The 13923-nt window shown below is 62.7% G+C and carries 9 protein-coding genes and 1 pseudogene; all 10 read right to left on the bottom strand.

The features are described 5' to 3' along the window. Positions 1 to 119: 119 nt before the first annotated feature. Positions 120 to 1727: a bifunctional phosphoribosylaminoimidazolecarboxamide formyltransferase/IMP cyclohydrolase gene (gene purH, locus B3397_RS09515; protein ID WP_296249375.1), complete on the bottom strand. Its 1608-nt coding sequence runs from the start codon at positions 1725 to 1727 to the stop codon at positions 120 to 122. An 81-nt stretch (positions 1728 to 1808) separates the two neighbouring features. Continuing rightward, positions 1809 to 2129 carry a DNA-binding transcriptional regulator Fis gene (gene fis / locus B3397_RS09510; protein WP_296249373.1) on the bottom strand — a complete coding sequence of 107 codons (321 nt, stop codon included), beginning with the start codon at positions 2127 to 2129 and terminating at the stop codon, positions 1809 to 1811. Next, a complete protein-coding gene (gene dusB, locus B3397_RS09505; protein WP_296249372.1) occupies positions 2126 to 3139 on the bottom strand; it encodes a tRNA dihydrouridine synthase DusB in 1014 nt (337 codons plus the stop codon). The genes fis and dusB overlap by 4 nt, the downstream gene beginning before the upstream one ends. A gap of 353 nt (positions 3140 to 3492) precedes the next feature. After that, the gene (locus B3397_RS09500; protein WP_296249370.1) at positions 3493 to 4617 is read right to left on the bottom strand and encodes a DUF3426 domain-containing protein; all 1125 of its coding nucleotides are present in this window, start codon (positions 4615 to 4617) and stop codon (positions 3493 to 3495) included. A 43-nt stretch (positions 4618 to 4660) separates the two neighbouring features. Beyond that, a complete protein-coding gene (gene prmA, locus B3397_RS09495) occupies positions 4661 to 5539 on the bottom strand; it encodes a 50S ribosomal protein L11 methyltransferase (RefSeq protein ID WP_296249368.1) in 879 nt (292 codons plus the stop codon). A 272-nt stretch (positions 5540 to 5811) separates the two neighbouring features. Next, positions 5812 to 7158 (bottom strand): acetyl-CoA carboxylase biotin carboxylase subunit, encoded by a 1347-nt coding sequence (accC, locus tag B3397_RS09490; protein WP_296249366.1) that lies wholly within the window; start codon positions 7156 to 7158, stop codon positions 5812 to 5814. 17 nt (positions 7159 to 7175) lie between these two features. Then, a complete protein-coding gene (gene accB / locus B3397_RS09485; protein ID WP_296249365.1) occupies positions 7176 to 7628 on the bottom strand; it encodes an acetyl-CoA carboxylase biotin carboxyl carrier protein in 453 nt (150 codons plus the stop codon). 418 nt (positions 7629 to 8046) lie between these two features. Further along, complete coding sequence (locus B3397_RS09480) at positions 8047 to 9831, bottom strand: protein-disulfide reductase DsbD (protein ID WP_296249362.1); 1785 nt, start codon at positions 9829 to 9831, stop codon at positions 8047 to 8049. Between the two features lie 278 nt (positions 9832 to 10109). Continuing rightward, a pseudogene (locus tag B3397_RS22545) lies at positions 10110 to 10625 on the bottom strand (methyl-accepting chemotaxis protein); the annotation flags it as partial. A gap of 1537 nt (positions 10626 to 12162) precedes the next feature. Continuing rightward, positions 12163 to 13773, bottom strand: a complete 1611-nt coding sequence (locus tag B3397_RS09470) for a response regulator (RefSeq protein WP_296249359.1) — start codon at positions 13771 to 13773, stop codon at positions 12163 to 12165. Positions 13774 to 13923: the final 150 nt, after the last annotated feature.

The raw sequence follows: 13923 nt of genomic DNA, 5'->3' as shown, positions 1-13923 counted from the left end.
TGAAGCGGAATTCTGTAGGTGTTCGCGGTATACCGGGTAACGGCCCGACGCGGCTCACGCCGGGGCTACAGGTTGTTTGCCCTCGGCATATCGCTGTCAGCGGTGGGGCCGTCGCCAGGTCAGTGACGGAAGTGGCGCATGCCGGTGAAGACCATGGCAATGCCGGCTTCATCGGCGGCAGCGATCACTTCGTTGTCGCGCATCGAACCGCCTGGCTGGATCACCGCCGTGATACCCACTTTAGCCGCATTGTCGATGCCGTCGCGGAACGGGAAGAAGGCGTCCGAGGCCATGACCGCGCCCTGCACCTGCAGGCCGGCGTGTTCGGCCTTGATGGCAGCGATGCGCGCCGAGTTCACGCGGCTCATCTGGCCGGCGCCGACACCGATGGTCTGGCGGTTCTTGGCGTAGACGATGGCGTTGGACTTGACGTACTTGGCCACTTTCCAGGCAAAGATCAGATCGTGGATTTCCTGCTCGCTCGGCGCACGCTGGGTCACGACTTTCAGGTCGTCGGCGCCGATCATGCCGATGTCGCGGCTCTGTACGAGCAGACCGCCGTTGACGCGCTTGTAATCCCACGCTTGGGCGCGGTCAGCCGACCACTGGCCGCACGCCAGCAGGCGCACGTTGGCCTTGGCGGCAACGATGGCGCGCGCTTCTTCGCTGACGCTGGGCGCGATGATGACTTCGACGAACTGACGCTCGACGATGGCTTTGGCGGTTTCTGCATCCAGCTCACGGTTGAACGCGATGATGCCGCCGAACGCCGATTCGGTATCGGTGGCATAGGCCAGTTCGTAGGCCTGACGGATGCCGCCCTCGGCGTCCGGGCTCACCGCGACGCCGCACGGGTTGGCATGCTTGACGATCACGCAGGCTGGCTTGACGAAGCTCTTCACGCATTCCAGCGCGGCGTCGGTGTCGGCCACGTTGTTGTAGGAGAGCTCCTTGCCTTGCAGCTGCTTGGCGGTGGCGATGCCCACTTCGGCGGGTTTGGCTTCCACGTAGAACGCCGCTTTCTGGTGCGGGTTCTCGCCGTAACGCATTTCCTGAGCCTTGATGAACTGGCTGTTGAACGTGCGTGGGAATTCGCCGCGGGCTTCGGTGCTCAGCGTCTCGGCCCGCTGGTCAACGGTGCCCATGTAGTTGGCGATCATGCCGTCGTAGGCCGCAGTGTGCTCGAAGGCCTTGAGCATCAGGTCGAAGCGCTGAGCGTAGGTCAGGCCACCGGCCTTGAGGCTTTCCAGGACCTGGGCGTAGTCGCCGGCGTTGACCACGATGGCCACGTCTTTATGGTTCTTTGCGGCGGAGCGGACCATGGTCGGGCCACCGATGTCGATGTTCTCGATGGCGGTCGGCAGGTCACAGCCTGGCTTGGAAATGGTGGCCTCGAAGGGGTACAGATTGACCGCGACCAGGTCGATCGGCTTGATGCCGTGCTCGCTCATGATGGCGTCGTCGGTGCCGCGACGGCCCAGGATGCCGCCGTGGATTTTCGGGTGCAGGGTCTTGACCCGACCGTCCATCATTTCGGCGAAGCCGGTGTAGTCGGCCACTTCCACGGCCGCGACGCCATTGTCGCGCAGCAGCTTGAAGGTACCGCCGGTGGACAGGATCTCGACGCCCAGGGCTTCCAGTTCACGGGCGAATTCAAGAATCCCGGTCTTGTCGGAAACGCTGATCAAGGCGCGGCGGATCGGCAGGCGGGTGGTCTGGTCGGTCATCACGATTTCCATCTTCAAAGCGGAGAAGTCAACAAAAAAGGCGAACCGCTGGGTCGCCTTTTCTGGTTTGAATGCTTCGGGTTACAGCAGGTCGTACTGCTTGAGTTTCTTGCGCAGGGTGCCCCGGTTCAGGCCCAGCATCTCGCTGGCCTTGGTCTGGTTACCCTTGACGTAATTCATCACGCTTTCGAGCAGGGGAGCTTCGACTTCCGAGAGCACGAGGTTGTACACGTCGGTGACGGATGCGCCTTCGAGGTGGGCAAAATAGTTGTGCAACGCCTTCTCGACACTGCCGCGCAAGGTCTGACCCTCTTCGCTCGGCGTGTTCAGATGCTGTTTCAGGTTTACGTTGTCGCTCACGGGCGCTATTCCACTCACTAAAGTCTCGCTCATCATCGTCATGCGGCCACCCCCTCTGCGTCCCTTTTCTCAAGGCTTCTGTAGCGCTCGCGGAAAAATTCGCGAACGTTGGCGCATTGCTCTTGCGTCTGTTGCAAACCATTGAAGTTGCTGCGAAATTCCCGGCCGCCCGGTTGCGTGGCCAGGTACCAGCCCACATGTTTGCGGGCGATACGCACGCCCATCACATCACCGTAGAAGGTGTGCAATGCGGCCAGGTGTTCCAGCAGAATGCTTTCCACTTCATCCAATTGCGGTGCCGGCAACAGTTCGCCGGTGCGCAGGTAATGCTCTATTTCCCTGAAGATCCAGGGCTGACCCTGAGCCGCGCGGCCTATCAGCAGGCCGTCGGCGCCGGTGGCCTGCAACACATGCCGGGCCTTTTGCGGTGAATCGATATCGCCATTGGCGAAGACCGGGATCGACACCGCCTGCTTGATCGCGGCGATGGTGTCGTATTCGGCTTCGCCGGTGTACAGGTCGGCGCGTGTGCGGCCATGAACCGCCAGGGCGGTAATACCCGATTGCTCGGCGATCTTTGCAACGCTGATGCCATTCTTGTTGGAACGGTCCCAGCCGGTACGAATTTTCAAGGTCACCGGCACGTCGACGGCGGCCACCACGGCTTCGAGGATTTCGGCCACCAGGGCCTCGTCCTTGAGCAGGGCAGACCCTGCCGCCTTGTTGCACACCTTCTTGGCCGGGCAACCCATGTTGATGTCGATGATCTGTGCGCCGAACTCGACGTTGGCCCGGGCCGCCGCCGCCAGCATCTGCGCGTCCCCTCCGGCGATCTGTACCGAGCGCGGCTCGGGATCACCCTCGTGGATCATGCGCAGTCGCGATTTGCGGCTGTTCCACAGGCTCATGTCGCTGGTGACCATCTCGGACACCACCAGGCCTGCGCCCAGGCGCTTGCACAACTGACGAAAGGGCTGGTCGGTAACCCCGGCCATGGGGGCCAGGATCAGCGAGTTGCTCAACGTATATGGGCCGATGCGTACCGCCGACATAGGACTTCCCTGTTGTGGGGCCGGATCATGAGACTTCGAAAAAGGGTTGGCATAATACCCGCTCTCGATGACTGGATAAAGATGGATTTGGATAAAATCTGAACAGTTATTCGCTTATGCCAGTTGGTTTGGACGGCAAAAAATCCCCAGATGCGACGCGACTTCCCGTGGCAGCGGCCTCCGCCCGCGATAGGGCCAATGCGCTCCCATCGCGGGCAGAGCCCGCTCCCACAAGTATCCGCGCCACCTCCCCCCACCCCTGTGGGAGCGGGCTCTACCCGCGATAGGGCCAGGACAGGCGACGTCTCTATTGGATTTACAGATGAGCACCCGCAGCCCCGCCGCTGCAGTAATCATTCCGGCGAGCGAAAGCTCAAGCTGTAATTCACCGCCTTGGGCCCTGGATCGAGGATGTCCAGCGCAATGTGAATGGGCGTTTGCGTCGGCATGTCCGCCTGTCCGGCCAGATCACCGTTGAGGTATTCAGCCGGTTTGAAGCGGCGGCTGGCAATCAGTGCGCCATTGAGGTCGGCAAAACGCAATTCCAGCAGTGGAAAAGGTTGAGAGAAGGTCGCCCTGTTGTAGATGATCGCGTCCACCACCAGCGCTCCGGCGAACTCGGGGTGAGTACGCACCACCAGATTGCTGCTCTTGATCAGTGCGATATCCACTTTCGACGGCACTGTGCAGCCTAATACAGGGCACAGTTGCTGGAAGATCGGCCGGTACTGATCCTGGCGGGCCAGCTCGGCGAAGTGATAGACCACATACTGGGTCAGCAGACCGAGTGCCGCCACGATGGCCAGGGCTGTCCACAGCAGGCGCTTGCCCCATGGCGTGGTTTGCTTTTCCCAGGCCAGCTGCATGGGGTCATCGATCAGGTCGAGCATGTCGTTGTCATCGCGCAGTCTCGGCTCGCTGCGGGCGGCTGACTTGCTGTGGCGAGGCGCTGGCGCTGGAGTGGGTTGACGGGCCGGCTCGTCGTCGTGCTCATCGATGGCCGAAAGCCCGCGGCCGTCCATCGACGGTTCGTCGTGCTCTGGAATGGCGGCCTGTGGTTCATCGATTTCGCCATGGTAGGAGAACGAAGGCTCGGTGCGAGCCTGGTTCGCCATCAGCGCATCGTCTTCCAGGGCTGGCTGGCGCTCGATGATCGGCGGCAGCGGCTGGTCGGCGTCATCGCTGTCGTCGCGGCTGGCGCTGAGCGCATCGATCCTGGCCGGCGCGCTGAAATTCAGCTGGTCCAGATCAGGCTCGGCAGCGGCCCATTCGCGCTGGCTGATCGCCGGGGGTCGCGGCAGGTTCGCCGGCGTCAGCGGCGTTTGCGCGGCGCTTTGCTCGAGCAATTGCCGCGCAGCGTTGAAGACCTGCAGGCACGAGCCACAACGCACCACGCCGCGTGCGACGCTGAGCTGATTGTGGCTGACGCGAAAGCTGGTCTGGCAATGCGGGCACTGGGTGACGAAACTTTCGGTCATGCGCGGGTCCGGCGGATTGGGCTGTGGGCCATTCTAGGCGGTCTCAGCGGCGGCGACCACTGATGCGCACCCAGCCATCGCGGTTGGCGATAGGGTCCAGGTCGAAATCCTGGGCATAGGCGGCCGCCACTTCCTCGCCCTGCTCGGCGAGGATGCCGGACAGTGCCAGCAAGCCGCCGGGACGCACCAGGCCGCTGAGCTGTGGCGCGAGCGATACCAGCGGGCCGGCCAGGATATTGGCGACCAGCACGTCGGCCTGCATGGCCGGCATGTCTTCGGGCAGGTAAAGCGGGAACCGTTCGTCGGCAATGCCGTTGCGGCCTGCATTGTCTCGCGAGGCTTCCAGCGCTTGTACGTCGATATCGGTGCCCACCGCGCGCTTGGCACCCAGCAGCAGCGCGGCGATGGCGAGAATTCCCGAGCCGCAGCCGAAGTCCAGGACGTCGCTGCCTTCAAGGCGTTGACCGTCGAGCCATTCCAGGCACAGGGCGGTGGTGGGGTGGGTGCCGGTGCCGAAAGCCAGCCCCGGATCGAGCAGCAGGTTGACCGCGTCGGGCTCGGGCGCGGCGTGCCAGCTGGGGACGATCCACAGGCGCTGGCCAAAACGCATGGGCTGGAAGTTGTCCATCCAGCTGCGTTCCCAATCCTGGTCCTCGATCACTTCGGCGTGGTGCTCCGGCAGTTCGCCACCGGTCAGCAGTTGCAGGTGCGCAAACACGGCCTGGGCGTCGGTGTCGGCTTCGAACAGTGCCAGCAGGTGGGTGTGCGACCACAGCGGCGTCGTGTTGAGTTCCGGCTCGAAGATTGGCTGGTCCTCGGCATCCATGAACGTCACGGACACGGCACCGACTTCCAGGAAAGCATCTTCATAGGTTTCGGCTTGTTCTGGGCTGATGGCCAGACGGACTTGCAGCCAAGGCATGGCGGGCACCTTCGATCTAAACTGGGGCGCAGCCAGGTGGCCGCGAGAAGCGCGCCAGTTTACGCGAGGACGCCGGCAAAGTCAGGCGCTGCGGTGCCAGTGCCGGCCCCTTCGCGACTTCACGCCGCTCCTACAGGGTTTACCCCACCCACACACCTCCCCCCGTAGGAGCGGCGTGCAGCCGCGAAGGCGCCAGCCCTGCCAACCCAAAACCCACGGGCAAAAAAAACCCGGCTCCAAGGCCGGGTCTCTTTCACATCAACCGCTACACATCACTTCTGGGCGGCCAGCTTGTGTTCCAGGTAGTGAATATTCACACCACCTTCGCAGAAGCCTTCATCACGGACCAGATCCCGATGCAGAGGGATATTGGTCTTGATGCCGTCCACCACGATCTCATCCAGAGCGTTGCGCATGCGGGCCATGGCCTCGTCGCGGTCCTTGCCCCAGGTGATCAGCTTGCCGATCAGCGAGTCGTAGTTCGGTGGTACTGCATAACCGCTGTACAGGTGCGAATCGACGCGAACGCCGTTGCCACCCGGTGCGTGGAAATGCTTGACGGTGCCAGGGCTGGGAATGAAGCTCTTCGGGTCTTCGGCGTTGATCCGGCACTCCAGGGAGTGACCGTGAATCACCACGTCATCCTGAGTGAACGACAGCTTGTTGCCGGCGGCGATGCTGAGCATCTCCTTGACGATGTCGATACCGGTGACCATTTCCGATACCGGGTGCTCTACCTGCACGCGAGTGTTCATCTCGATGAAGTAGAAACGACCGTTCTCGTAGAGGAACTCGAAGGTGCCCGCACCGCGGTAACCGATCTCGATGCAAGCCTTCACGCAGCGCGCGAATACTTCCTGGCGAGCGGTTTCGTCGATATCCGGTGCCGGTGCCTCTTCCAGAACCTTCTGGTGGCGGCGCTGCAACGAGCAGTCGCGATCACCCAGGTGTATGGCGTGGCCCTGGCCGTCGGACAGTACCTGGACTTCGACGTGACGCGGGTTGGTCAGGAATTTTTCCAGATAGACCATCGGGTTGCCGAACGCTGCACCGGCTTCGGTACGGGTCAGCTTCGCCGAGGCGATCAGGTCTTCTTCCTTGTGCACCACGCGCATGCCGCGACCACCGCCGCCGCCAGCGGCCTTGATGATCACCGGATAGCCCACTTCACGGCCAATGCGCAGGGCTTCTTCTTCGTCCTCGGGCAGCGGGCCGTCGGAGCCGGGTACGGTTGGTACGCCGGCAGCGATCATGGCGTGCTTGGCCGATACCTTGTCGCCCATCAGGCGAATGGTGTCGGCTTTCGGGCCGATGAAGGCGAAGCCGGATTTCTCGACCTGCTCGGCGAAGTCGGCATTTTCCGCCAGGAACCCGTAGCCTGGGTGAATGGCGGTGGCGCCGGTCACTTCAGCCGCAGCGATGATCGCCGGGATATGCAGGTACGACAGGTTGGCAGGCGCAGGACCGATGCAGACGGACTCGTCCGCCAGGCCCAGGTGCATCAACTCCTTGTCGGCCTTGGAGTAGACGGCGACGGTCTTGATGCCCAGCTCTTTGCAGGCACGCAGGATCCGCAAGGCAATTTCGCCGCGGTTGGCGATCAGAACTTTTTCCAACATCGCAGGCTCTCCGCTGGTCAAACGATGGTGAACAGCGGCTGGTCGTACTCAACCGGCTGACCGTCTTCTACCAGAATCGATTCAATCACACCGCTGGTTTCAGCTTCGATGTGGTTCATCATTTTCATTGCTTCGACGATGCACAGGGTATCGCCTTTCTTCACGGTCTGGCCGACTTCGACGAAGGCCGGGGAAGCAGGGGACGCCTTGCGATAGAAGGTGCCGACCATGGGCGAGCGGGCCACGGTACCGTTGAGCTTCGGTGCGGCAGGCGCTTCGGCAGCGGCTGGGGCTGCGGCCACCGGGGCCGGTGCAGGCGCTGCCATCGGAGCCGGCGCGTAGTACTGCTGGGCAGGGGTCTTGCTATGACGGCTGATCCGTACGGATTCCTCGCCTTCCTTGATTTCCAGCTCGTCGATGCCGGACTCTTCCAGCAGCTCGATCAGTTTCTTGACTTTACGAATATCCATTAATCATCAACTCCCAAGGGTCGGTCAGGGGCGTTCAGTAGGTGTTCTTGCCGGGCGCCTTTCTACGAAGGCGGGGAACACTCATGTGCCGTTGAAATGGGCCGAGTGACGGCGAAAATTCTTGAACGTGCGGGATTGAAAACACACACGTCGAACAGTGGGATGCTCACCGGCAGCGACGCGTCACGTTGTGCGGAGCATGAGTGCGCAAAAGCTGTCGGATCGTCGCCATTTTTCTTGTCTCTCGTCATCAGGTTCGCGATCAAAGCGGGGGTGACTATGCCGGAAACCGCCACTGACTGTCCAGTTAAGCGCAATAGCCCGCACGATGCCCGATGTTTGCGCAAAATTTGTGACCCGTTTGGAAAATTCGGTCACTACTGCCGACAATCGGCACCGTTAGCGGCGACTGGCAAGCTCAGGGTGCAGTACTGGGGATCTTCGCCGCAAAATCGGCGGCGTTGATCTCTCCCACCACGCGCGAGCGGGTCACTTCCTTGCCTGTTGCGTCGAAGAACAGCAGGGCGGGTGGCCCGAAGAGCTTGAAGCGATCGAGCAGCGCGCGCTGCTGTGCGTTGCTTTCGGTCATGTCGAAGCGCAGCAGCCGGTGGCCCTGCAATTTCGCGACTACTGCCGGGTCGGTGAGGACTTCGTGCTCGATGACCTTGCAGCTGATGCACCAGTCCGCATACCAGTCCACGACCAGGGGTTGGCCGGCACTGCTGGCCTGCTGCAGTGCCTGCTCGAAAGCGCTGGTGGTGGTCACGGTCTGCCAGGCACTGGCCTCGACGGCGTTGCGGTTCTGGATACCCGTTGAAACCGTGCTGCCCAATGGCTTGAACGGATCGCTTTGTCCACTGAAGGCGCCGTACCAGCAGGCCAGGGCATAGCACAGCAGCGCCAGACCCAGCAATTGCGCCAGGCGCTGAGCCGTGCTTTTCATGCCGAATTCCAGTGTCCCGAGAAACACCGCTACGCCCGCGGCCAGCAGCCCGATCAGTAACAGCGTGACCGGGCCGGGCAATACGCGGCTGAGCAAGCCGATGGCGAGCCCGAGCAGCAGGACGCCAATGGCGTTTTTCACGGTCACCAGCCACGGGCCGCTCTTGGGCAGCCAGGCGGCGCCACCGGTGGCAACCAGCAGCAGCGGCGCGCCCATGCCAAGGCCCAGAGCGAACAGCTTGAGCCCGCCACCCAGGGCATCACCGCTGGCGCTGATGTAAAGCAGAGCCCCCGCCAATGGGGCCGAGACACAGGGCGATACCAACAGGCTGGAGACCACGCCCAACACCGCAGCACCCCACAGCGACCCGCCCTTGGCATTGCCGGCCACGCGGTCCAGACGTGCGCTGACGGCAGCTGGCAGCTTGAGCTCGAACAGGCCGAACATGGCCAGCGCGAACGCCACGAAAAACAACGAGAAAGGCACCAGCACCCAGGCCGACTGCAAACGTGCCTGCAGATTGAGTTCGGCGCCGAACTTGCCCATCAGCGCACCCAGCAGGGCAAAGCACAGGGCCATCGGCAGCACGTAGGCCAGTGACAAGCTGAATCCACGCCAGCCACCCACCTGTCCTCGCAGCACTACACCGGACAGGATCGGCAGCATGGGCAGCACGCAAGGGGTGAAGGTCAGGCCGATACCGGCGAGGAAGAACAGCGCCAACGTGTGCCAGCGCCACGGTTCAGTGGCGGCGCCGGCGTCGGCGGTAACGGCTGCCGGCGCTGGCGTGCCAACGCCATCGATGCTCAATCGCTCGGTTTCCGGCGGGTAGCACAGGCCCTTGTCCGCACAGCCTTGATAGGTCACCGCCAGCGTGAACGGCCGCTGGTCGTTGGCCGGGCGCGGAATGTCGACATCGAGGATGCCGTGGTACACCTCGACGTCGCCGAAATACTCATCGTGTTTGGCTTCGCCGGGGGGCATCTGCGCGGCGCCCAGCTGGATGTCGCCGGGCTCGGCCTTGAACTGGAAGCGATGCTTGTAGAGGTAATAACCCTGGGCGGCGACGAAGCGCAGGGTGATGGTTTGCGCGGTGCTTTTCACCAGATCGAGCTGAAAGGCCTGACGCACCGGCAGGAAGTCGGCACTGTTGTTCAGCGACGCTCCACCCAAGGTGGCGCTGGGACGGTTGTCGAGCAAGCCTGCCGCGGAGGCGGGCAGCGCAAGGACGAGCAACAGAAGGCAAAGCAGACGGCGCATGACGGATCTCGAACAGCAATTGAGCGCGCATCATAACGGAGGGTGGATTAGTTGCCGATTAACATTGATGGGGTTTCGTGTAACGGGATGGGTCGGGGGTCTGTGGTGGATGGTCCCCTCACCCCAGCCCTCCCGGGCCGCCGTATCGCCCTAAGGGAGAGGGAGCTAAAAGCGGATCGCGGTGGATCGGCTGGCAGCGATCGGCCCCCTCTCCCTCAGGGAGAGGGCTGGGGTGAGGGGACCATCCACCACAATCCCCCAGCCCATCTTCGCACTCCCTAAACCCTGAACGCCTGCACCGCCGTGCGCAATTCCCCACCTAGGCGCAGCAATTGCTCTCCTTGCACGCGCCCCTGCCCAATGCGCTCCAGATTATCCTCGCCCAAGCCATGAATCCGCTCGCTGTGTTCGCGGATCTCTCCCACCGCACCACTTTGCTGGGCCGTGGACTCGGCGATCCGCACTGCCGTATCGGCAATGGTCTGGATCGCCGCCACGATTTCATCCAGCGCGCCGTCGGCTGCCTGCGCCTTGCTGGCCGTGGCTTCGGCGTGCTCGACCTGGGCGCGCATACCCTGCACCGATTCCCGCGCCGCCTTCTGCAACCCGGCAATCAGGTCCTGAATCTGATTGGTCGCCCCGGCCGTGCGCAGCGCCAGCGACCGTACCTCTTCGGCGACCACGGCAAAGCCGCGGCCCATCTCGCCCGCCCGCGCCGCTTCGATAGCCGCATTGAGCGCCAGGAGGTTGGTCTGGTCGGCAATCGAGCGTATCACCGTCAACACGCCGCCGATGGTGGCGGACTCCTCGGCCAGGTGTTCGATCATCTGGGCGTTACCTTGCACTTCGCCCACCAACGAATGCAGCCCGGTCAGGCTCTGGCCGATAACGGTCTGCCCGTGCTCCACGGCCTTGCCCGCCGAACGGCTCGCTGCGGCGGCCTGACTGGCATCGTCGGCGACCTGACCGATGGTTGCCTCCAACTCCCCCAACGCATCACGAATCTGCGCCGTATCGCCCGCCTGGCGCTGCGCGCCTTCATGCAGACCGCTGCTCAGTTGAGCCAGGCTGTGACTGCTGCCAGCCACCTGTTCGGCGTTATGCCGAATGGTGCCCACCAGTTCCACCAGATACACCCGCAGGCGGTTGAGAGAGGCTTGGATGGCATGCAATTCCTGGTTGGTGCGACCCAGGGCGATAGGTTGCGCGAAGTCGCCGTCAGCCCAGGTCGACAAGGCCGGGGCCAACCGAGTGAGCACCCCCGCCAGACGTCGCTGCAAGGTGTCGAACAACAACGCGATCAGCAGGATCAAGGCAATCATCACCCCCTGAATCACCCGTACTTCTGACTGAATCTGCGCATGTTGCCCGCGCACCTGCGGTTCCAGTTCGCTCAGCCCTTGCTGCACGGCGCGGATGCGGCCGGCGGCCGCCTCGGCCAGATCGCTGCGGTGTTGAATAAGCTCGCGCGTGCGCGTGAGCTCAGCCGGGTAGCGTGCCAGCAAGCTGTTGAGCTCGCGCTTGAAGTCCACGCCACTGTCCTGAGCTTGAGTGCTGCCTGCGCTCTCCAGGCCCATCATCGAGGCAAAATCGTCGTTCGTGGATGCGCTGCTGCTGATCACCCCCAGCAACGGCAGGGCATCGATGGCCGTGGCCTGCTGACGAATCAGCTCCAGCTCTCGTTCCACATCTTCGGCCAGTTCGCTGCGTCCGCTGCTGACCATCTTGTCTCGTGCCAGAGACAGCTTGGCCAGGTGCTGGGTCGCGTTGAGCAGCGCGGCCTGATAGGCGCCGTTGCCGGCCGCATAGCCGGCCAGTTGTTCCAGCGTGCCGCCCAACTCGCGCTCGGCCTGCACCAGCAGTGCTTGTGGGTCACCGGCCAGCTTGCCGGCTGCTAGCAGCTCGGTGGCACTGAAACTGGCCAGGTTGTCGACACTGGGCTTGAGCGAGGCGGCCAACTGCGGCGGCAACGTGCTCAGTTCCTGCTGCAGGTGAACCAGCGATTGCGTCGCCTCGGCATGCAGCAGCGCGTCACCGCTGTTCAGATAGTCCTGCACGTTGCGCGCTACCTGGTCCTGAAACTGCCGAGAAAGCTTGAGATAGCTTTCCATCAGCAGATACGGACGTTCCAGGGCGCGTTGCGACCACCACAGCGTCGCCGCCAGGGCGATGCAGACGGTGACCAACAGTAAAGTGTTGAGATTGGTGAGCAGTTTCAGGCGCATGGTGGCACTACCAACAACGGAATGGTCAGTGCGTGAACTTATTGCGGATCTATGACAGGGTCATGACGAAGCAGCAAAAAGATGGCAGTTTGCCGTTATTGCTGTGCTATCCGCTGACCACGCGATTGCGCCCTGAATGCTTGGCGCGGTACAGCGCCTCATCGGCCTCGCTGGCCATGTGCACACTGTCCAGGCCCGGGCGCAACTCGACGACGCCTGCGCTGAACGTACAGAACAGGTCATGCGGGTGTGCCGGGTATTGGATTTCGGCAAACCGTTGGCGTATTTCATCCAGCACGCTGCTGGCAGAGAGCAGATCGGTGTCAGGCATGACGATGGCGAATTCTTCGCCGCCGTAACGGCCAATGAAGTCGGTCTTGCGCAAACGCTGCTTGAGAAACAGCGCAAGGCTCTTGATCACGCGGTCGCCCATGGGGTGGCCATGGGTGTCGTTGACCTTCTTGAACTGATCGATATCCAGCATGGCGAAGCTCAGCGGCTGGCTCTCACGACGCGCCCGCAGGCTGCAATCGTCGAGCAATTGCAGGATATGCGTGTGGTCGTACAGCCCTGTCAGACTGTCACGAACCATCTTGGCCTTGAGGTTGCGCGCCCGCGCGGCGCGGTTGCGCACGGTGGTGATCAGGTGCCGTGAACGGATCGGCTTGGTCAGAAAATCGTCGCCACCCCCGCTCATGGCGTCCAGTTGCTTGTCCAGGTCATCTTCGGCCGAGAGATAGATGATCGGCACGCTGACGTAACGATCATTGTGCCGGATTACCTTGGCCAGTTCGGTGCCCGTGCAGGCGGGCATGTACATGTCCAGAATGACCACGTCAGGCTGGAAGTCGGCCAGCTCGGCCATGGCCTGGATCGGGTCTGTCAGCGTACGGGTGATGATGCCGGCGCTATTGAGCAAACGCTCGGTATGCATCGCCTGGGCGCGGGAGTCGTCGATCACCAGCACCTTGTACGGCTCGGACTGGGCGACACTGGTAAGCCTTTCGAGCTTTTCCAGTAGGCTGGAAGCGTCCAGGGTACCGGTCAGAAACTCCTGTCCCCCGGCCCGTACCGCGGCCAGGCGGGTAGGGGTGTCGGTGTCGAGCAGGCTGAAGAACAGCAGCGGCAGTTTCTGCTCCAGACCCTCCTGGGCCTGCGCGGCCAGTTGCAGGCCGCGGCCCGGACCGCTGAAGTCGACGTCCATGACAATGGCGGCGGGCTGGCGCTCGATCAGCGAATGCTGGAAGGCGGCAACGCTGGGTATGGACAGGGCATTGAGACCGAAGAACGCCAGTTGCTTGGCCAAGCGGTCGGCTCGCTCGAAGTCCTGCAATACCACCAGCACCGGCTTGGGTGATGTCGGGACAGGGGTCTGATCGAACACGTCGCCATGACGCAGACCGGTACGCCACAGCCGCTGCATCAAGGCGTTGAGTTCAGCGATGCAATGGCTGTTCAGACGTCCGTGGTTTTCCCTGACGGCCATCAGCACGTCGCCCAGAGACCGCGCCAGCTCGACGTGCTCAGGCTGCTCGAAACGCTCGGCGAAACGCAGCAGCCGCAGGCAGGCTTCTTCCAGTTCGGTCAAGCCCTGGGCCGACCACTCGCCACCCTGCAGGCGCTGCCAGATCTCGAGGATCAACCGCGCTTGATGGGTGACACGTTGGGCAAAGTGCTGTTTGAGCCGGTCGCGAGTGGGGTCTTCTAGCACGGTCATGGCATTCGGGAACAGGGTGGGATGATGGCGCTATGCTAGCACCTCTTCATGTGACAGCGGTTGCCGCAGGTCAAATAAGTGACAGCCGCTCGACAGCCAGTGATGGCCGGTAAACATCCGCTGCCCCCGCCGCCCCTACAAACCCCGCGC

This window comes from Pseudomonas sp. UBA4194 (assembly GCF_002379585.1).
Lineage (GTDB): Bacteria > Pseudomonadota > Gammaproteobacteria > Pseudomonadales > Pseudomonadaceae > Aquipseudomonas.
The sequence above is the reverse complement of the archived record's forward strand: the minus strand, read 5'-3'. Positions and strand labels throughout refer to the sequence as shown.